This window comes from Phaeobacter sp. S60, from assembly GCF_000826845.1.
GTDB classification, from domain to species: domain Bacteria; phylum Pseudomonadota; class Alphaproteobacteria; order Rhodobacterales; family Rhodobacteraceae; genus Phaeobacter; species Phaeobacter piscinae.
Genome location: NZ_JSWJ01000021.1, coordinates 84812 through 103082, shown reverse-complemented (window position 1 = coordinate 103082; position 18271 = coordinate 84812). Strand labels below are relative to the sequence as shown.

General features: G+C 56.6%; 14 protein-coding genes. 5 read left to right on the top strand and 9 right to left on the bottom strand.

All coding sequences use genetic code 11. The features are described from left to right. Window positions 1-25: 25 nt before the first annotated feature. The 6 genes from OO25_RS18280 to OO25_RS18255 all read right to left on the bottom strand — a co-directional run bounded on the left by OO25_RS18280 (window position 26) and on the right by OO25_RS18255 (window position 6946). Complete coding sequence (locus tag OO25_RS18280; RefSeq protein WP_040181840.1) at window positions 26-1033, bottom strand: ABC transporter ATP-binding protein; 1008 nt, start codon at window positions 1031-1033, stop codon at window positions 26-28. Then, complete coding sequence (locus OO25_RS18275) at window positions 1030-1998, bottom strand: oligopeptide/dipeptide ABC transporter ATP-binding protein (protein WP_040181838.1); 969 nt, start codon at window positions 1996-1998, stop codon at window positions 1030-1032. Before OO25_RS18275 ends, OO25_RS18280 begins: the two co-directional genes overlap by 4 nt. After that, on the bottom strand, window positions 1998-2912 hold the full coding sequence (locus OO25_RS18270) for an ABC transporter permease (RefSeq protein ID WP_040181836.1): 915 nt from the start codon (window positions 2910-2912) through the stop codon (window positions 1998-2000). The genes OO25_RS18275 and OO25_RS18270 overlap by 1 nt, the downstream gene beginning before the upstream one ends. A gap of 1 nt (window position 2913) precedes the next feature. Then, window positions 2914-3831, bottom strand: coding sequence for an oligopeptide ABC transporter permease OppB (gene oppB / locus OO25_RS18265; RefSeq protein ID WP_040181833.1), 918 nt, complete (start codon window positions 3829-3831; stop codon window positions 2914-2916). 88 nt (window positions 3832-3919) lie between these two features. After that, window positions 3920-5536, bottom strand: a complete 1617-nt coding sequence (locus tag OO25_RS18260) for a peptide ABC transporter substrate-binding protein (protein ID WP_040181830.1) — start codon at window positions 5534-5536, stop codon at window positions 3920-3922. A 498-nt stretch (window positions 5537-6034) separates the two neighbouring features. Continuing rightward, complete coding sequence (locus tag OO25_RS18255; protein WP_040181827.1) at window positions 6035-6946, bottom strand: LysR family transcriptional regulator; 912 nt, start codon at window positions 6944-6946, stop codon at window positions 6035-6037. 195 nt (window positions 6947-7141) lie between these two features. On the opposite strand from OO25_RS18255, the gene OO25_RS18250 reads away from it, so the two are divergent. From OO25_RS18250 to speB, 5 genes are all read left to right on the top strand, one after another. Further along, a complete protein-coding gene (locus tag OO25_RS18250; RefSeq protein ID WP_040181824.1) occupies window positions 7142-8083 on the top strand; it encodes a glycine betaine ABC transporter substrate-binding protein in 942 nt (313 codons plus the stop codon). Between the two features lie 114 nt (window positions 8084-8197). After that, on the top strand, window positions 8198-9250 hold the full coding sequence (locus tag OO25_RS18245) for a glycine betaine/L-proline ABC transporter ATP-binding protein (RefSeq protein ID WP_040181821.1): 1053 nt from the start codon (window positions 8198-8200) through the stop codon (window positions 9248-9250). Continuing rightward, on the top strand, window positions 9247-10821 hold the full coding sequence (locus tag OO25_RS18240) for a proline/glycine betaine ABC transporter permease (RefSeq protein WP_040181819.1): 1575 nt from the start codon (window positions 9247-9249) through the stop codon (window positions 10819-10821). Before OO25_RS18245 ends, OO25_RS18240 begins: the two co-directional genes overlap by 4 nt. Window positions 10822-10871: 50 nt before the next feature. Next, window positions 10872-11861, top strand: a complete 990-nt coding sequence (locus OO25_RS18235; protein ID WP_040181852.1) for an arginase family protein — start codon at window positions 10872-10874, stop codon at window positions 11859-11861. A 5-nt stretch (window positions 11862-11866) separates the two neighbouring features. Further along, on the top strand, window positions 11867-12841 hold the full coding sequence (gene speB, locus OO25_RS18230; protein ID WP_040181817.1) for an agmatinase: 975 nt from the start codon (window positions 11867-11869) through the stop codon (window positions 12839-12841). 21 nt (window positions 12842-12862) lie between these two features. Here the strand turns inward: speB and OO25_RS18225 are convergent, their stop codons facing one another. From OO25_RS18225 to OO25_RS22625, 3 genes are read right to left on the bottom strand one after another with little or no spacing between them, the layout of a single operon-like run. Next, a complete protein-coding gene (locus OO25_RS18225) occupies window positions 12863-16246 on the bottom strand; it encodes an error-prone DNA polymerase (RefSeq protein ID WP_040181814.1) in 3384 nt (1127 codons plus the stop codon). Next, window positions 16243-17721 (bottom strand): DNA polymerase Y family protein, encoded by a 1479-nt coding sequence (locus tag OO25_RS18220; RefSeq protein ID WP_175304841.1) that lies wholly within the window; start codon window positions 17719-17721, stop codon window positions 16243-16245. The genes OO25_RS18225 and OO25_RS18220 overlap by 4 nt, the downstream gene beginning before the upstream one ends. Beyond that, window positions 17663-18217: an ImuA family protein gene (locus OO25_RS22625; RefSeq protein WP_082035361.1), complete on the bottom strand. Its 555-nt coding sequence runs from the start codon at window positions 18215-18217 to the stop codon at window positions 17663-17665. The genes OO25_RS18220 and OO25_RS22625 overlap by 59 nt, the downstream gene beginning before the upstream one ends. Window positions 18218-18271 lie beyond the last annotated feature (54 nt).

Sequence of the window (18271 nt, the reverse complement as noted above, 5' to 3'; positions counted from 1 at the left end):
TCGGCGGTGACCACCTGCACGTGGCCTAGAGTGCAGGTTGATCGGCAGCCAGCGTGATCGGCCCAGGATGCAGGCAGGCCACACCATGCGCACCGCCATCGGGCTGCGGCACGATCTGCGCGCAATCCGCCTGCGCGCGCGGGCAGCGTCCGCGAAAGACGCAGCCAGAGGGCGGGTCCATCGGCGACGGCATGTCGCCTGTCATCGGAACGATGCGCTTGGCGCGTTCGGCCACCGGATCAGGGATCGGCACCGCCGAAAGCAGCGCCTGCGTATAGGGGTGCCGCGGATCATCGTAGAGCTGAGCCTTTGGCGCCTTTTCCATGATCCGGCCGAGATAGAGCACCATCACCTCGTCGGAGATGTTCTTCACCACGCTCAGATCATGCGCGATAAAGATCATGGCCAGCCCCAGATCGCGCTGCAGCTCTTTCAACAGCTCGATCACCTGCGCCTGGATCGACACGTCCAGCGCCGAAACCGGCTCGTCGCAGATAAGCAGCTTGGGCTCGACGATCAACGCACGGGCGATGCCGATGCGCTGGCACTGGCCGCCGGAGAACTCATGCGGGTAACGGTTGATCATCTGCGGCAGCAGGCCCACCCGCTCCATCATCTGCGCGACGCGTGTGCGGCGTTCCTTGGCGGAGAGACCGGGGCGGTGCGTGGCGAGCGGCTCGGCGATGATCTGTCCCAGCGTCATGCGCGGGTTCAGCGAAGCCAGCGGGTCCTGAAACACCATCTGGATTTCCGAGCGGTAAGGCTTCATCCGGCGCGGGCTGAGCGACAAGAGATCGGTTTCGCCGCGCCACATCACCTGTCCCGTGGCAGGCACCATCTGGATCAGTCCGCGCGCGAGCGTCGACTTGCCGCTGCCGGATTCGCCAACCACACCGAGTGTCTTTCCGGCTTCCAGCTCGAAATCCACCCCGTTGACTGCGTGCAGGTGGCGCGGCCGGGTCCAGGGCATGTCGCCGGGGCGGGTGAGCGCAAACTTCACATCGAGATTGCGGACAGAGAGAAGCGGGCTCATGCGGTGACCTCCGCGATTGCGCGGTGGCAGGCGCGGGCGCGGTTCTGCGCAAAGGGGGCCAGCGCGGGGACCGTCCGGCAATCCTCGCCCGCATAGCCGCAGCGCGGACGGAAGGGGCAGCCTTCGGGCGGGGCTGCCATATTCGGCGGATTGCCGGGGATCGCCTTCATCGCGGCATCCGCATCATCCACCCGGGGCACCGCTTGCAGCAGCCCGCGGGTATAAGGATGCGTCGGCGCGGCAAACAGCGGCTCCGCCGGCCCCTGCTCCATCACGCGGCCGCCATACATGACAACCACCCGTTCGCAAAACCCCGCGACAACCCCCAGATCATGGGTGATCAGGATCGTGGCCATGCCGAAATCCTGCTGCAGGTCGCCCAGCAGATCCATGATCTGCGCCTGCACAGTCACGTCGAGCGCGGTTGTCGGCTCGTCCGCGATCAGGAGGTCCGGCTTGCACAGAAGCGACATGGCGATCATCACCCGCTGACGCATCCCGCCTGAGAATTCATGCGGATACAGCCGGATGCGGTCCTTTGCCGCCGGGATCTTCACCGCGTCGAGCATACGCACCGACTCCGCCAGGGCGTCCTGTTTCGACATGCCCTGATGCCAGGTCAGCACCTCGGTCATCTGGTCAGCGATCCGCATGTAAGGATTGAGCGAGGTCATAGGATCCTGAAAGATCATCGCGATCCGCTCGGCCCGGATCTTGTTGAGCAGTTTCGGCTTCGCGCCCAGGATCTCCTGCCCGTCAAAGCGGACCGACCCCTCGGTGCGCCCGTTCGGGGCCAGCAGCCCCATGATGGAAAACGCGGTCTGCGACTTGCCCGACCCGCTTTCGCCAACGATGCCCAGGGTCTCGCCCCGGTCGATGGACAGCGACAGGTTGTTGACCGCGTGAACCGGTCCGTCTTCGCCGTCGAAGGTGACGGAGAGATTGTTGATCTGCAAAAGCGGCATCAGCGATCCTTGGGGTCGAGCGCGTCACGCAGTCCGTCGCCGATGAAAAACAGGCCGAACAGCGTGAGACAGAAGAAGAGGAGGGGGAAGCTGAGCTGCCAGATGGTGCCATAGGCGATGGTCCCGGCGCCTTCGGAGATCAGCGCCCCGAGCGAGGTCAAAGGCTCCTGCACGCCAAGACCCAGGAAGGAGATGAAGCTCTCTGTCAGGATCATCAGCGGCACCAAGAGCGTGGCATAGACGGCGATGACGCCCAGCAGGTTCGGCACGATGTGGCGCAGGATGATGACCGGGGCCGGAACGCCGATGGCGCGGGCGGCCTCGACAAATTCGCGCCCCTTGATGGTCAGCGTCTGGCCGCGCACGATGCGCGCCATCTCCATCCAGGAAATCAGGCCGACGCCCGCAAACAGGATGGTGATTGACCGTCCGTACATCACCAGCAGCAGGATCAGCACGAACATGTAGGGCACCGCCATGAAGATATCGACGAGCCGCATCATGATATTGTCCGTGCGCCCTCCGACGTATCCCGCGATGGCGCCGTAAAGCGTGCCGATGATGCAGGCGATCAGCGCGCCGACCAGACCGACGGCCAGGCTGATCTGCGTCCCCTGCACGGTGCGCGCAAAAAGATCGCGGCCCAGATCATCGGTGCCGAAGTAATGGCCGCTGGCGATCGAAGGCCCGCCCAGTTCGGCAATCTGGCCCATGACGCTGTAGTCCAGTTCCTCGTTCGACCACTGTGCAAAGAGGTTCCCGAACAGGGCAAAGACCACCACGAAGACGAGGATGGCCAGCCCTGCAAGTGCGGCCTTGTTGCGAAAGAAGCGCCGCCGGGCATCGGCCCAGGGGGACCGGCCCTTCCCGGCAAGCGCAGTGGCTTCGACGGCCGGTTCGGATGTCATTGCCATGTCAGTACCTGATCTTGGGGTCGATCCATCCATAGAGGATATCGACCACGAGGTTGAAGAAGATGGTCAGCGCGCCCATCAGGATCGTCACCCCCATCATCACCGCGTAGTCGCGGTTGAGGGCGCTGTCGACAAAGGCCTTGCCGATGCCGCCGGTGGAGAAATAGATGTCGACCACCACCGACCCCGTGATCATCGCCACAAAGGCCGGGCCAAGGTAGGAGATCACCGGCAGCATCGCCGGTTTCAGCGCATGGCGCAGGATCACCTGGCGTTCGGGCAAGCCCTTGGCGCGGGCGGTGCGGATGTGGTTGGAGGTCAGCACTTCAAGCATCGAGGAGCGCGTGATTCGCGCGATGGACGCCATGAAGGAGGTGGAGAGCGCGATTACCGGCATGATCCAATACTCCGGCCCCTGCCAGCCGCCGCCTGGCAGCCAGCCGAGCCAGAGCGTGAACACCAGAACGAGGATCGGAGCCATGACAAAATTCGGCAGGACCTGCGCACCGATCGACACGCCGACCGCTGCGTAATCTAGCAGTGAATTGTGCCGCATCGCCGCAGCGACACCCAGGCTGACCCCGACAATCACCGCCACGGCAAAGGACAGCAGCCCGTAGGTCAGCGTGATCGGGAAGCCCTGCGCGATGATCTCGTTCACCGAGCGGTCCTTGTAGACGAAACTGGGGCCGAAATCGAATTCGCTGACGATGCCCCAGACATATGAGGTGATCTGCTTCCACAGCGGGTCGTCCAGACCGTATTTCGCATTGAGGTTGGCCAGAACCTGTGGCGGCAGCTCCCGCTCGGTGGTGAACGGCCCGCCGGGAGCGGAATGCATCAGCAGGAAGGAGATCACGATTAAAAGCAGAAGCGTCGGAACCGCGATGGCAAGACGCTTAAGGATGTAACTGAGCAAAACTGTCGCTCCCGGAACTTGGGTCGAGGTGGCTGGGAAGAAAGGCGGGCAGCCGGAGCCTTGGCCGAGCTGCCCGCAGGGGCGCGGATTATTCGGCGGTGCGGTACAGATCCTTGCCGTACCAGTTGTTGTTCACGTTGTTCTCCGGCAGCCCTTTGATATCCTCGGCAATCATGTCGACATTGGCATAATGATAGATCGGGATGATCGGCATTTCTTCGGCCAGGATGCGTTCAGCCTCCTGATAGAGCGGCTGCGGATCCTTGGCGGTCTTGCTGTCTTTCATCACCTGATCATAGGCGTCGTTATAGAATTCGCCGTTGTTGTGGCCCGAGTATGAGGTCAGCAGGTCCAGATAGGTCGAGGCCTCGTTGTAATCGCCGCACCAGGCATAGCGCGCCATGTCGTAGTCCTGGTTCTGCATCCGGTCGGTGTGGATCTTCCACTCATAATTGTCGAGCGTGATGTTCACGCCGATCTGCTTGAGCATCTGTGACGCCGCGATGGCGATTTTCTTATGATCTTCCGAGGTGTTGTACTGTAGCGTCAGGTCCAGCGGGTTGTCGGGGCTGTAACCTGCCTCTGCCATCAGCGCCTTTGCAGCTTCCAGGCGCTGCGCCTGATCCATCTTGTCGGCCCATTCCAGCTCGGGACGATCAAAATCGGCGATCGCCCAATGGGTCCAGTTATAGGAGGCCTTCTGGCCACCCTGCAGGATGCGCTCCACGATGATGTCGCGGTCGATGGCATAGGCCAGCGCCTTGCGGACGCGCACGTCGCGCAGGGCTTCCGGCCCTTTTTCGCCGATGTTCAGCATATAGATGTAGGAACAGTTATAGGGGGTGGAGACCGCCTGTTCGGGGTATTCTTTCTTGAGACGCGGATACTGTCCGGCGGGGATGTCCACCCGGTCCAGTTCCCCGGCAAGATACCGCGTGAGACCTTGGTTCACGTCATTGATCGTCAATGCGGTGAGTTTTTCCATCACCACATTCTCGGCATCCCAATAGGTGTCGCTTTTCTCCATGACGACCCGCTCACCCAACTGATGTTCGGTCAGCGTAAAGGCGCCGTTGCCCACGAGCTTCCCGGCGTCGGTCCAGTCGTCGCCATGCTCCTCCACCTGGCTTTGCAGAACCGGGAATGTCGATCCATGGACCAGCATCTGCGGGAAATAGGGCAGCGGCGTGGTGATCTTCACCTCAAGCGTATGGTCATCCACCGCCCGCACGCCCAGCTTTTCCGGCGGCATATCGCCCGCGATGACCTCGGGAGCGTTTTCAACCTGCATCAGTTCCATGTACCACGCGTATTCCGACGCGGTCGCGGGATCGGCCAGACGGCGCCAGGCATAGACGAAGTCACCGGCGGTCACCGGCTCTCCGTTCGACCACTTGGCATCCTGGCGCAGGTTGAACGTATAGGTCTTGCCGTCCGCAGATGCTTCGTGATCGAGCGCCACACCCGGCACCAGCTCACCGTTGCCATCTTCGTTGTACAGCCCCTCGAAGAGATTGCGCAGCACATCCGACCCTTCGACATCGGTGTTGATCTGCGGATCCATCGACTTGATCGCGTCCAGAAGCCAGAAGGTATAGGACTGATCCTCGGCCAGCTTGGTGCCCTCGGGCACATCTGCCGCCTGTGCCTGGAGGGCTAGGCCCAAGACAAGCGCCGAAGAGACAAGTGTCGTGCGAATTTTCATGGAGGCTCTCCCTTTGATGGAATTATTCCCGTCTTGATTGATGTCATCCAACCGGAAACTGTTTTCAGTTGCAAGTGGGTGCTTCGCGTCACCGGCAGGCATCAGCTTCGTGAAGGTACAATGCGTTTGGTGCTGGACATGGGAGCCCTTGAGGCGACATTGGTTCGAGCCCAATGGAGGACCGCCGGCTTAATTCCCATTGGCAGACGATCGCCGACTTCCGTGAAGATCGGTTGTGCGGCGCATGCGCTAGAACAACGGGTGAAGACGGCTGGACCCGACAGCGGTAAGCGGGTCTCGCAGGGCTGATACCAACGAGAATGTTAACCTGCTAAAGAAATACCAAAACCTAAACAGAAGCACCCAAATTAATTGACACCATGGGAGCAGATCACTCGCGACGACGCAAACTGAGAGAAGATAGAGGACGTGCATTTGTTCGGAATTGACTTATCGTCTCGTGTTACACCTAGAAACGAATATTCACGATCAGCAAGATTACCGCGTCTTGGCTTCTTGCGAAAGTAAATCAAGGAATGTTCTCCCCACAAGATTGAGCTTGGCCCCTCTGCGAATAGCCGTTTGCACCGTAACGGGGCGATCAAATCCTCCGTTTGCGATATTCTTCATTCGCCCTGCCGCTACCCAGTCCTTGGCAAAGTATGAGGGAAGATACCCGACGTATCGGTCCGTCAGTATGAGCAACGCGATCGCTTCCATTTGATGGCCGATTGCGTTTGAGGGTAGGTGGCGAGTTTTGGGTGCGACGGTATTTTCATTTAAATATGCTCGCTTAGCAAACAGTGAATTACGTAGCTCTTTTTCCTGCTCTTCCGGGCAGTCAATGGCAAACAGCGGATGCCCGGAACCGCAATAGAGGCAAACGGTCTCTTTGCAGATATCGTTGTAGACCAATCCTGGCTTCGGGGAATGGAAGGGGCCGATCCCGATTGGAACCTTGCCGTCAAGTACGGCGTACTCAATGTCATTCGGGGCGAGTGAGTGTAGCTCAATCCTTACATCCGGTGCCATTGCGCTGAATTTAGACAGTGAGCGCACGATTGGGGCTGAGTTATTAGAGGCCCAGTTTTCGATGACGCCCAATGCGAGATGACCGAAAAGACGGCCTCGTGATCCGTCAACGGTCTCCTGAAATTCCCCGAGTGCGCCGAACAATTTCTGCGCTGCTTGGTAGACTGTGTTTCCCTTTTCGGTAACGCGAAAGCCAGTCCTGCCCCGGTCACACAGGCGCATCCCAAGCCGGGTTTCCAATTCCGATATCTGCCTCGAGATCGTGGAGGTCGCCACGTTGAGTACGACCTGGGCATTGGAAAAACCTTCCGCATCTACGACGACGCAAAACACGCGCAATAGATGAATATCGACCTTTGAAACCTGCCTTGCAACCATGGCTACCCCGACTACAGCGTCGTTAAGGTCATCTTGATTGCAATATTATGCAAGTTCAATCCCGATTATTGTAATTTAATACACTTGGAAAGTGGGCACATTAGCGTTTGGGGAGGTTCTTGCGGTGATGACCAAGCCGATCAGCTCTAGGAGAGGTTTTTCAACAATAGCAGCAATGGCAATTTGGAGAGTGAAATGAAGAGACTAGCGACTTGGATGTCCAGTGGATTGTTGGCTACGCTTGGAACTGGCGCGCTGGCCGCTGATGTGGTCATCGGTGTGCCGAATTGGCCGTCGGTGCGGGTAACTGCCAATGTACTCAAGATCGTGCTTGAGGATAATCTCGGTCTTGATGTTGAACTGCAAAACGGCAGCAATCCGATTGTCTTTGAAGCGATGGATTCCGGCGCCATGCAAGTCCATCCAGAAGTTTGGTTGCCCAACCAAGCCAATCTTCACAACACATTCGTGAAGGAAAAAGGCACTGTCGCCATGAATCCGAATGGCATACCGGCAGATCAGGCCATGTGTGTCACCAAAGGAACTGCTGAGCGTACCGGCATCAAGGCGCTGTCAGAGTTAAGTGATCCTGATATGGCTGCCAATTTCGACAGCGATGGCGATGGTATGGGAGAAATCTGGATCGGTGCCGCAGGTTGGGCGTCAACCAATGTCGAGAAAATCCGTGCCAAATCCTACGGGTACGATCAGACAATGACGCTTAAGGAAATGGATGAGACCTTAGCACTGGCTGAGGTTGATGCCGCGACTGATCAAAATACCAATGTGGTGTTCTTCTGCTATACGCCGCATCACATGTTCCAGCTGTATGATCTCGTCCAGTTGGAAGAACCGCCGCATGACCCTGCAAAGTGGAATGTCGCGCAGCCCACTGATGATCCGAATTGGCTGGAGAATTCCTCTGCGGCGATGGCCTGGGACAAGGCTTACCTGCATATCCACTATCAGGCTGCCATGGACGAAAGCGCGGCCGCAGTTCTGTCCAAGGTTAACCTGACCTCCGATCAAGTGTCAGCGATGGTCTATGCCTTGATCGTTGACGAAATGGATGCGGAGGTGTTTGCCCGCAAATGGGTTGAAGAGAACGCGGACCAAGTGGACAACTGGCTGAACTGATTTCTGTTCTTTGTCGCTTGCGCCCCCGCGCGGATCTTTGACGGGCGGGGGTATTCCCTTGTGCGGTGCTCATCATGCTCTGCATAGTTCAATATATCCAACAGGTTGATATCTATGAACGATGACGCAGTCATACGTCTGGACGGAGTATGGAAAGTTTTTGGCGAGCGCGCCGAGGAAGCAATGGAGGCGATCCAACACCGAAATCTGAGCAAGGCCGAAGTGCTGGGTGAATTTGGGTGCGTGATCGGCATCGCAGATTGCTCCTTCGAGGTGCAGAAGGGCGAGATTTTCTGTGTCATGGGGCTGTCAGGTTCTGGCAAGTCCACCATGGTGCGACACATCAACCGGCTGATTGAACCCACTGCGGGCGATATTCAGGTTCTGGGCCGGGATGTACTGGCACTCAACGCCGAAGAACTGCGCGAGATGCGCGCGGTCAATTTGGGAATGGTTTTTCAGCATATGGCGCTGCTGCCGCATCGCACGGTGCGTGACAATGTGGCGTTTCCCTTGCAGATCCGAGGAGAATCCAAATCTCGTCGCTGGGAGGTTTCACAGCGCTGCCTGGAACGGGTGGACCTGCAAGGATACGAAGATCGCTTTCCACGTGAGTTGTCAGGCGGCATGCAGCAAAGGGTGGGCCTGGCCCGTGCGTTGGCCTCTGACCCTGACGTTTTGCTGATGGATGAGCCGTTTTCGGCCTTGGACCCACTCATTCGCAGACAGTTGCAGGATCAGTTCATGGCTCTGTCTGCTGAGCTGGGAAAAACCACAGTGTTTATTACCCATGATCTGGACGAAGCGATCCGTATTGGTACGCGGATCGCCATTATGAAAGATGGGCGTATCGTTCAGATCGGCACGCCGGAGGAAATCGTAACTGAGCCTGCTGATGATTACGTTCGAGACTTCGTTGAGGGGATTTCGAAGCTCAAGTTGGTTTTTGCCCATTCAATCATGGTGCCGCTGGCAGAGTATCAGACAAAAGACTGGGAAGATCTGGCGGTCAGCCCGCGCGCTGCACACTCGACGGATTTAGACACATTGATTGATATCTCGACAGCCACTGAGCAACCAATCGTCATCACATCGGATGATGGAACGGATGTGGGTGTCATTGATAAGCCAACTCTTCTTAAAGGTATCCAAGGGGGCAAAGCATGACCGATACAGGATTGGAAAGTGGCCCCAATGCCAACAGCACGACGGTCGCTGATTTTGTCGAGCGGAACACCAGTTACTACACTGGGGCGTTTAAAAAAATTCAAGATACGACTGGTTTCGCATGGTCATGGAACACAATGGCGGCGGTGTTCGGGCCGCTCTGGGGCGCGGCGCGCGGGGTTTGGGGTTTTTTCTGGATCTTTCTTGTCCTGGAACTGTTTGCGCTGGTTCAGATAGGACGAGGGCTCTGGGGGGAACTTGGTGCCGACCAACTTGCCAAACTTGAGCGTGCTTTAGGGAATATCGCAAAACGTGAGGCACAGGCCGCTGAGTTGCTTGCTGCTGGAGATGCCGCGGGGGCTGACGCGAAACTGAAGATCGCAGAAAATCTGAAGAAAGTTGCCGCGAGGGCGCAAGAACAGGCGGATTTGGCAGCAGCGGAGGCAACCACCATTCTGTTGGTTGGCCTGGCGATTCTGGCCTTGGTGAAGCTGCTCGAAGGGCTTTATGCCAATATTGCCTATGAGGCGCATTACCTGAGGTGGCGGGCGGATCAGGACAGTCAGCAGGTCGGTTTAAAAACATCCAGTACCGTTTTCGGTGCGATCATGATGCTGGCAATCATGCCACTTACGCTGTTGCGGTTCACGGTACGGGCACCGGATGAGATCTTGGCCAGCCTCACGGGTGGGTTTGTCGGTGAGACGATTCCGGTAACGGAGTTCCCAATCCAGCGCGAGTATTTCTCAGCCTTGTCTCGGAAAGGGGATGCTGCATTCGATTGGGCTGCGGCGAATTTTTCGAATACCTTTGATGGCATTACAGCGGCAATCCGTTGGTGTCTGGACGGGTTGGAAACCCTGCTGTTACAGACACCATGGCCCGTCGTTATGCTGGTGATTGTGGTCATGGCCTACCGTCTGGCAGGTCCACGGATCGCGATATTTACAGCAGCGTCATTGGCCTATCTTGCGTTTATGGGGCTGTGGGAATTGTCGATGATCACAGTAGCGCTGATCGGGGCTGGGGCGATGCTGTGCATCATTATCGGGGTGCCATTTGGTATTTGGTTCGGCAAATCAAAACGCGCTTACGCTGTCGCAGAGCCGGTTTTGGATTTTATGCAGACCATGCCGGCATTCGTTTATCTCATTCCTATCATTGCGTTTTTTGGTACTGGTAAGCCGCCAGGTGTATTGGCTACGCTGATCTTCGCGATGCCGCCGGTGATCCGGTTGACGGCATTAGGAATGCGCGGCGTACCCGACGCGACGAAGGAAGCGGCAATCGCTTTCGGATGTTCCCGCCGCCAGTTGCTGTTCAACGTTGAGTTGCCGCTTGCACTTCCGTCCATCATGACCGGGATCAATCAGACTATTTTGATGTCGCTGTCGATGGTGGTGATCGCGTCCCTTATCGGTGCTGATGGTTTGGGGGCACTTATCCTTGAATCGTTGCAATACGCAGCCAAGGGGCAGGGCCTTTTGGGCGGCCTCGCGATTTTGCTTTGTGCGATGGTGATCGATCGGATTGCGCAGGGCAGCTACCGCAAGAAAGTCGGTGAAAACTGACTCTGGAACCATTTTGACATTGCATGACAGTCGTTGTGAAAGGAGGCCCGATGTCGGATCCGCATCTGAATGCGATGATGGAAAACCTCTATTGGTGGGGTATTCCGACCTTATTCCGTTGTCCAAACCTACCCGTGGATGGTCAGGATATTGCGTTGGTTGGCGTGCCCCACTCTGCAGGTAACGGAACCACGGAGCGTGATCAGCATCTCGGTCCGCGCGCCCTTCGCAACGTGTCATCGGTGCAGCGGCGTATGCACAGTGGCTTTCAACTGGATCCCTGGAGTGCTGCTAAGATTGTTGATCTGGGCGATGTCCCGTTTCCAAAGGCCAACGATAATGAGGACTGTATTGATCAGATCACCAATTTCTATCAGCAGATCGATAAGGCTGGTGCGCGGCCCGTCTCCGTTGGCGGGGATCATTCGATCACTGGAGGGATCGTTCAGGCGCTTGGGTGCGGGACGATCACCAAAGGTGAGCCGGTTTGTTTTCTGCACCTTGATGCCCATACCGATGTCTTCACAAAAGTGGATCACTTTCTGGGGGCAAAGAAGTCTGCGGCCCATTGGGGGGCTTATCTAGCGGATCAGGGTAAGGTTGATCCAGCCCATTCCATGCAGATCGGCATAAGAGGCCACGCCCGGACGCTCGACTGGCTGCAGCCATCCTATGAATACGGCTACAATGTTGTGACGATGAAAGAGTACAGGAGGCGAGGTCTGGCTGACGTTGTGGCACAGATTACCGAGGTGCTGGCTGACCGCCCTGTCTATATCACATTCGATCTGGACTGTCTGGACCCGACGATTGCACCGGGAGTGTCCAATATCGAGGCTGGTGAGAAGGGGTTCGATATTGATGAGGCCGTGGGTCTGCTGCATGCGGTGCGTGGAATGAATATTGTTGGCGGAGACATCGTTTGCATGATGCCCACAAAAGATAGCCCCAATCAGATAACCGCGCTGACTGCGGGCGCCATCATGTTCGAAATCATCTCAATGATAGCTGAAAATCATTCATCCCAAAGAGAGGCCTAGATTTCATGGCGTCCTTGCCTGCAGATTTCTTTCACCCAGTATCCGGGATGGAGATGCCCCGGTTTGCCGGTTTGCCAACCTTTATGCGGCTGCCGCATGTAACCTTAGCTGATCCGATTATTGATCAGGTGCAACTGGGCTTGGTTGGGGTGCCTTGGGATGCTGGAACAACCAACCGGCCGGGTCCGCGCCATGGTCCGCGACAGCTGCGCGACCTTTCGACCATGATCCGGGCCGGGAACCCGGTGACAGGCATCAATCCTTTTTCAATGATCAATTGCGCAGACCTTGGCGATGTCGCGCCCAACCCGGTTGATATCATCGACTGTATGGAGCGGATCAGCGCTTTCTACGCGGATCTGAAATCTCGCGACATCTTTGCGCTGACTGTCGGTGGTGATCACCTCGTTTCATTGCCTGTTCTGCGGGGATTGGCCAGCGACGCGCCGGTGGGTCTCATTCAGTTTGATAGTCATACCGACCTCTTTGACAGCTATTTTGGTGGAAACAAATATACTCATGGCACCCCCTTTCGCCGTGCAATCGAAGAAGGATTGGTCGATCCGAAGCGGATGGTGCAGATCGGTATCCGAGGCACTGCTTACAACATTGAAGATGTCGAATGGGGGCAGGCACAGGGTGTGAGAATCATCCGAATTGAGGAATTTTTCGATCGCGGCGTCTCGGACGTCATGAGTGAAGTTCGAGAGATTGTCGGTGACCAGCCGACCTACTGCACATATGATATCGATTTCGTTGATCCAGCTTTCGCACCTGGCACGGGGACACCTGAGGTTGGCGGGCCGAACAGCTTTCAGGCCTTGCAGGTGGTGCGTGAGCTCGCAGGCATTCAGCTTGTAGGGGCCGATCTGGTTGAGGTGTCCCCTCCGTTTGACACAGACGGAAACACTGCTTGGCTTGGGGCATCGATCCTATTTGAGATGCTCTGTGTCAGTGCTGAAGCGATTTCGCGACGATGAGCTGCTACGAAAGAAGTGTTTCTAATGGAAATCCCGGCTGGGGAAGAGGCGCTTGGCCTGATCTCTCGGATGCATCGCACGGGCGGGATATCTGGTCCGTTTAGGCGTGTCGTCGGCGCGGGGACCCTCGGACTGAATCGCACCGTCCAGCGGGTGGCCTAGCTCCGATAATCTGGCAGATTCATCCTCAATATTTTGTGCGATGACGTGGACGACGGCGCCCTCTCTCTGAAGGTACCCCGTTACGCATAAGAGGCGTCCCCCCATGACAATGCGCCGAAAGCGTTCGTATATCTTTTTCCAAACCACAACGTTGCAAACGCCTGTTTCGTCTTCAAGGGTCAGAAATATAACGCCAGAAGCAGTTCCCGGTCGTTGCCTCGTGATGACAAGACCGCCTACCGAGACGCGCTGCAGGGGAGCCTTTATCAGTTGGTCATTGCAGGTCAGACCGGGAAGGGTTGGGCGTAGCAGCTCCATTGGGTGTGCCCGCAAGCTCAGGCGCATGGACACATAGTCTTCGACGACTTCTTCCCCTAGGTGCATTCTTGGCAGCATGACATCTGGTTCGGTAATGGCCTCGCCGTCCAATTGATCGTTGAACAGAGGTAATGGTGCTGGTGTCGTGATGGACTTCACCTGCCAAAGTGCGTCCCGCCGCGAGATGCCCATCGACGAAAAGGCATCGGCTTCTGCCAAACGTTCCAGTGCTGCGGGCGCCAGGCCTGCACGTAGCCAGAGATGCTCGGGGTCAATATAGCCATTCCCGCGCGCTGCAATGATCCAACCTGCGTCATCTTCCTTGAAGCCCTTAATCTGGCGAAACCCCAGACGTAGAGCCAAGGTACCATCCGGGCGGCGCTCAAGTGAGTTGTCCCATTGGGACTGGTTTACACAAATTGGGCGCACCTCGATGCCATGATCACGCACATCACGGACAATCTGTGCCGGTGCATAGAATCCCATGGGCTGAGAGTTGAGCAGAGCACAGGCAAAAATGGCCGGATGATGACATTTCAACCAAGCTGAGACATAGGCCAGCATAGCGAAGGCTGCGGCATGGCTTTCCGGAAAACCGTAATCGGCAAATCCCTCGATTTGACCGAAACATCGTTCTGCGATTTCTCTGCTGTAGTTGTTCTTAAGCATACCTGCGATGAACTTATCGCGATATTTGCCGATCGTCCCCATACGTCGAAACGAGGCGAGAGATCTGCGCAGATGGTCGGCCTCTTCCGCTGAAAACCCCGCGCCAACAACCGCAATTTGCAAGGCTTGCTCTTGAAACAGGGGCACCCCCTCGGTGCGTCTGGTAACCTGTTCCAGTTCAGGCCCGAAGGGATCTGATTTTTCCAAACCGTTCCGCCTTCGGATGTAGGGCCTGACCATATCTCCCTGAATAGGGCCGGGGCGGACGATGGCGACCTCGATAACCAGGTCATAGAATTTGCGCGGGCGCATCCGGGGCAAAAAGTTCATCTGTGCCCGGCTTTCGACCTGAAACACCCCCACCGCATCCGCCGCACAGAGCATATCATATGTCGCGCCATCTTTCTGTGGGATGGTCGCGATGCTGTGAGTGATGTTCTCATGCTGCTGCATCAAGTCAAATGCCTTGCGAATACAGGTGAGCATGCCCAATGCAAGGATATCCACCTTGAGAATGCGCAGGGCATCAATGTCATCTTTGTCCCAACAGATGACGGTGCGATCTTCCATTGCGGCATTCTCAATCGGGGCCAGTTCATCCAGTCGTCCGCTTGTTATGACAAAACCACCCACGTGCTGGGAAAGATGGCGCGGAAAGCCGATGATCTCGCCGATCAGGCGAATGGTCTGCATCAGGCGACGGTCTTCAAGATTGAGCCCCAATTCCCGGATGCGCTCCAGATCGACACTGCCATTGCTCATGCCCCAAATCTGCCCCGACAGACCTGCCGTTACATCTTGGCTAAGCCCCATCACCTTCCCAACTTCGCGAATGGCAGCCCGCGTGCGAAAGTGAATAACTGTCGCGCAGAGACCCGCACGGTGGCGACCGTATTTCTGATAAATCCACTGGATGACCTCTTCGCGCCGCTCATGTTCGAAATCCACATCAATGTCTGGTGGCTCTCCTCGGTGTTTTGAGACAAAGCGCTCAAAAACCATGGCGATCATATCGGGGCTGACATCTGTAATGCCTAAGAGATAGCAAAGGATGGAATTGGCCGCAGACCCACGCCCCTGGCAGAGTATGCCTTTGGACTTGGCGAATTGTACGATGTCATGGACGGTCAAAAAATAGGCGGGAAATTCAAGATCTTTGACTGCTGACAGTTCTTTTTCCATCAGCTTTATTGCGCGATCCGGCGGGCCATCCGGATAGCGCCGTTTTAGCCCTTCTTGTGCGAGGCGCTCCAAACGGTCCTGGGGGGTTTCCCCTTCTGCCTCCTCATGGGGGTACTCATAGGACAGCTCGCTCAGATCGAAATTGCATCTGTTGGCAATTTCCGCAGTGCGACGTAGCGCGGCAGGATGATCGCGAAAAATGCGTGCCATATCTGCACCGGCCTTCAGGCGGCGCTCCGCGTTGGGTAAAGCCCGTGTCCCGATATCGTCAATGTTGATATTTTCACGCATGCAGGTCAGCACATCTGCAAGTTGCCTGCGGTTGGCCCGGTGCATCAGCACATCGCCGACGGCAACCATTGGAGCACATGTCGTCTGCGCTAATTTTGCACAAGCCGCCAGATAAGCCTGATCGCTGCCGTCATAGCGAGGGGCCGCGCCTAGGAACACATGGTTCGGAAATTGCCTTCCTATCTTCTGAATATCCGAAACAGCATTGCTTAACGTCTCTTTGGGTAAGGCAATCAGGATCATACCTTTGCAGGCGTCAATCATATCCTCAGCATAAAGAAGACATTGCCCTTTTTCGGCGCGCCGTTTTCCTAAGGTGAGCAGACGTGCCAGTCTTTTGTAGGCGGAACGATCACAGGGCAGGGCAATCCAATCCACAGCACAGTTTTGTAATATCAGACGGCAGCCAACGATGAGCTTTGGGAAGATGGGTGTCGTGGGTTTGGGAAGAGCGGATGTATGCCCGATCTCTTGCCGGGACGACGAGTCGACCTGGTGCTGTGATCGGATCTTCAATGCGCCCTGGGGGTCGCGCTTCAGTTCTTTTAGCGCACTCCAAGCACGAACAACCCCCGCAAGTGAGTTGTGGTCTGTAATCGCAAGTGCCGAGAGGCCCAACTCTGCCGCCCGCAAGACGAGTTCTTCGGGGTGAGAGGCACCGGTTAAAAAGGTGAAATTCGTGATGACACAAAGCTCTGCATAATCCTGCGCGTCGATGCGTTTGGCCAATATATCAGGCGGGCATGTTTCGACAGGGCGGTGGGTTCTATCCATTTCAGTCATGCGAATTCTCCCTGAATGAACCACCCAGGGTTTTGAGGCGTATAAAACAGCCAGAGGCGTCTCCCCTGGGTCGTCTCCACTCTCCAATAATCGCGCATACCGGACCGCCAGTTGTCGTCTTCCAGCCACCATTCAGGGGTGATGCGTTCAGGGCCGATCGTATGGCCTGTGGTCAATGAAACCCTGCGCCAACGGAAATGGTTTGGGGGATAGGGGCCCCTGCCCGCAATCGGTTCGGGTGGAAATAGGCAGAGCGGACGCGGGTTCTTACACATCCAGCCACTGGCTGCGTCTGAATAGGCCGCCGGTGAAACGATGAAACTACGCTCCGGAATATGGCTGTCAGCGGGTAGAAAGCGCTGAATGTTCTCGAGTCCGATCCGTGTTCCGATCCGCGTGATCAGATCATCTAACCGGTCTTCGCTGTCGCCTGCGACGTGAGACATTTGTTGCGTCGGCAAGGCTTCTGTCTGGGTTGCTTCGAGGCGCAGTTGATCAATGCCAAAGCCTGCATCCATTTCAGCCAACCCCTTTTCAAACAGGGGCAGAATCCTCTGGGGATCACGCAAGGCACGGGCCAGACGCAATTCCACCTCTTGCTGATCCAGATCTACGCGCCGCAGTGTAATGACAAAGATGCGCGCACCCATTTCATGGGTTTTCAATTTGGCACAGAGCTGTGTCAGCAACCTTTCCGCACCAGCCATGACATCACTGAGAAGACCGATCGGCTCTGGCAATGTCATACGGACCCCGTAGTGAGGTGGAGCTGCCAATGGAGTGATTTCTTCAGCTTGGTGGCCCAAAGCCTGATCAAGCCTCATCAACACATTGGCTCCAAAACGGCGGGCAAGCGGGGCGCGAGGCGTTGTTGCGAGATCTCCAATCTTACGCAGGCCCACTCTGACCAGCGCTGTTGTTGTTTTCTCATCAAGACGCAGGGCTGCAACGGGCAGGTGCTGAAGAGCGGGCAACATATCTCCGGTCGCAGCCTGCCCCTCGCCGTAATGCGCCAGGGCCCAAGCTGCCCCGCGTGTGCCAGCCAGGCCAATTTGCGCGGATAGACCGGCCCGCATCAAACCGCTGCGTATAGCATTCAAGATACCGGTTTCCCCTCCGAAAAGATGGGAGGACCCACTGATATCGAGCACTAAACCATCGCGCCCCTCCAAGCCCACCCACGGGCAATAGCGGGTGGCCCAGCGGCGCAGAAGCAGTAAAAACTGTTGGTCCCGGTGAATGTCCGCTTCTGCTGTTTGAAGGTCTGGACAAAAGGCACGGGCATCTGAGTGGGCCATGCCCTGATGCAAACCTTGTCGCGCGGCTTCTGCATTGAGGCAATAGAGGCGGTTTGTATTGCTTTGTTTGATCGTAAGCGCAAAAGGACCGGACAGTGGGTACTGCCGAAGAAACCGGTCACTCGCGAACCGGTGAAACCATATCGATACGACGCGACGCGCGATTCCATCGAACATGCCAAGATCCATTTGTTCCTGATTTGTTCTTAATAAGTCTCCAGTGAAAATGAGTCGAGTCTTGTGCCTGAAATATTGGATCGCAGCGCCAGCGAGTTTCGGCAGCATTGCTTCCCATGCCTTCTGGAATAAGGCAAAGCCCGGTGGTGTTTCCGGCCTTCGCTGCAAGCTGGAGCCGTCGACCGGCGGTTAGGCTGAGTGGTTTGCTGATGTCGATCACGACCAGAGCGACTGCACGTTCCTGTAGTGCCTCTTCTGCACTGGCGAGGCCGTCGGCCTGATGCTTTACATTTACGACCAACAGTTGAGACGGGTCTGTAAACTCCCCCAAACCCAGCGGATTAATATGCTCCAGACGATGGCTCTCGCGTATCCATAATGTCGGACCGCGAACCTGTGCCATCAAAACAGCAAGAAACCCAAAGCTGCCCGGACCGCACACCTCATGAACGCGTCCGCGTTTGAGAGGAAAATAGGGAAGGTCCAAAGAGGTCATAATCGATTTATATCGCGTTCCGCAGTTATGCAAAAGCCAGAGCCCGACAGGAAG

What these genes read in the sequence shown, in the direction of transcription:
- OO25_RS18280 (WP_040181840.1), bottom strand. Translation starts at nt 1,033, where the DNA reads ATGAGCCCGCTTCTCTCTGTCCGCAATCTCGATGTGAAGTTTGCGCTC.
- OO25_RS18275 (WP_040181838.1), bottom strand. Translation starts at nt 1,998, where the DNA reads ATGCCGCTTTTGCAGATCAACAATCTCTCCGTCACCTTCGACGGCGAA.
- OO25_RS18270 (WP_040181836.1), bottom strand. Translation starts at nt 2,912, where the DNA reads ATGGCAATGACATCCGAACCGGCCGTCGAAGCCACTGCGCTTGCCGGG.
- OO25_RS18260 (WP_040181830.1), bottom strand. Translation starts at nt 5,536, where the DNA reads ATGAAAATTCGCACGACACTTGTCTCTTCGGCGCTTGTCTTGGGCCTA.
- OO25_RS18255 (WP_040181827.1), bottom strand. Translation starts at nt 6,946, where the DNA reads ATGGTTGCAAGGCAGGTTTCAAAGGTCGATATTCATCTATTGCGCGTG.
- OO25_RS18250 (WP_040181824.1), top strand. Translation starts at nt 7,142, where the DNA reads ATGAAGAGACTAGCGACTTGGATGTCCAGTGGATTGTTGGCTACGCTT.
- OO25_RS18245 (WP_040181821.1), top strand. Translation starts at nt 8,198, where the DNA reads ATGAACGATGACGCAGTCATACGTCTGGACGGAGTATGGAAAGTTTTT.
- OO25_RS18240 (WP_040181819.1), top strand. Translation starts at nt 9,247, where the DNA reads ATGACCGATACAGGATTGGAAAGTGGCCCCAATGCCAACAGCACGACG.
- OO25_RS18235 (WP_040181852.1), top strand. Translation starts at nt 10,872, where the DNA reads ATGTCGGATCCGCATCTGAATGCGATGATGGAAAACCTCTATTGGTGG.
- speB (WP_040181817.1), top strand. Translation starts at nt 11,867, where the DNA reads ATGGCGTCCTTGCCTGCAGATTTCTTTCACCCAGTATCCGGGATGGAG.
- OO25_RS18225 (WP_040181814.1), bottom strand. Translation starts at nt 16,246, where the DNA reads ATGACTGAAATGGATAGAACCCACCGCCCTGTCGAAACATGCCCGCCT.
- OO25_RS18220 (WP_175304841.1), bottom strand. Translation starts at nt 17,721, where the DNA reads ATGTTCGATGGAATCGCGCGTCGCGTCGTATCGATATGGTTTCACCGG.
- OO25_RS22625 (WP_082035361.1), bottom strand. Translation starts at nt 18,217, where the DNA reads ATGACCTCTTTGGACCTTCCCTATTTTCCTCTCAAACGCGGACGCGTT.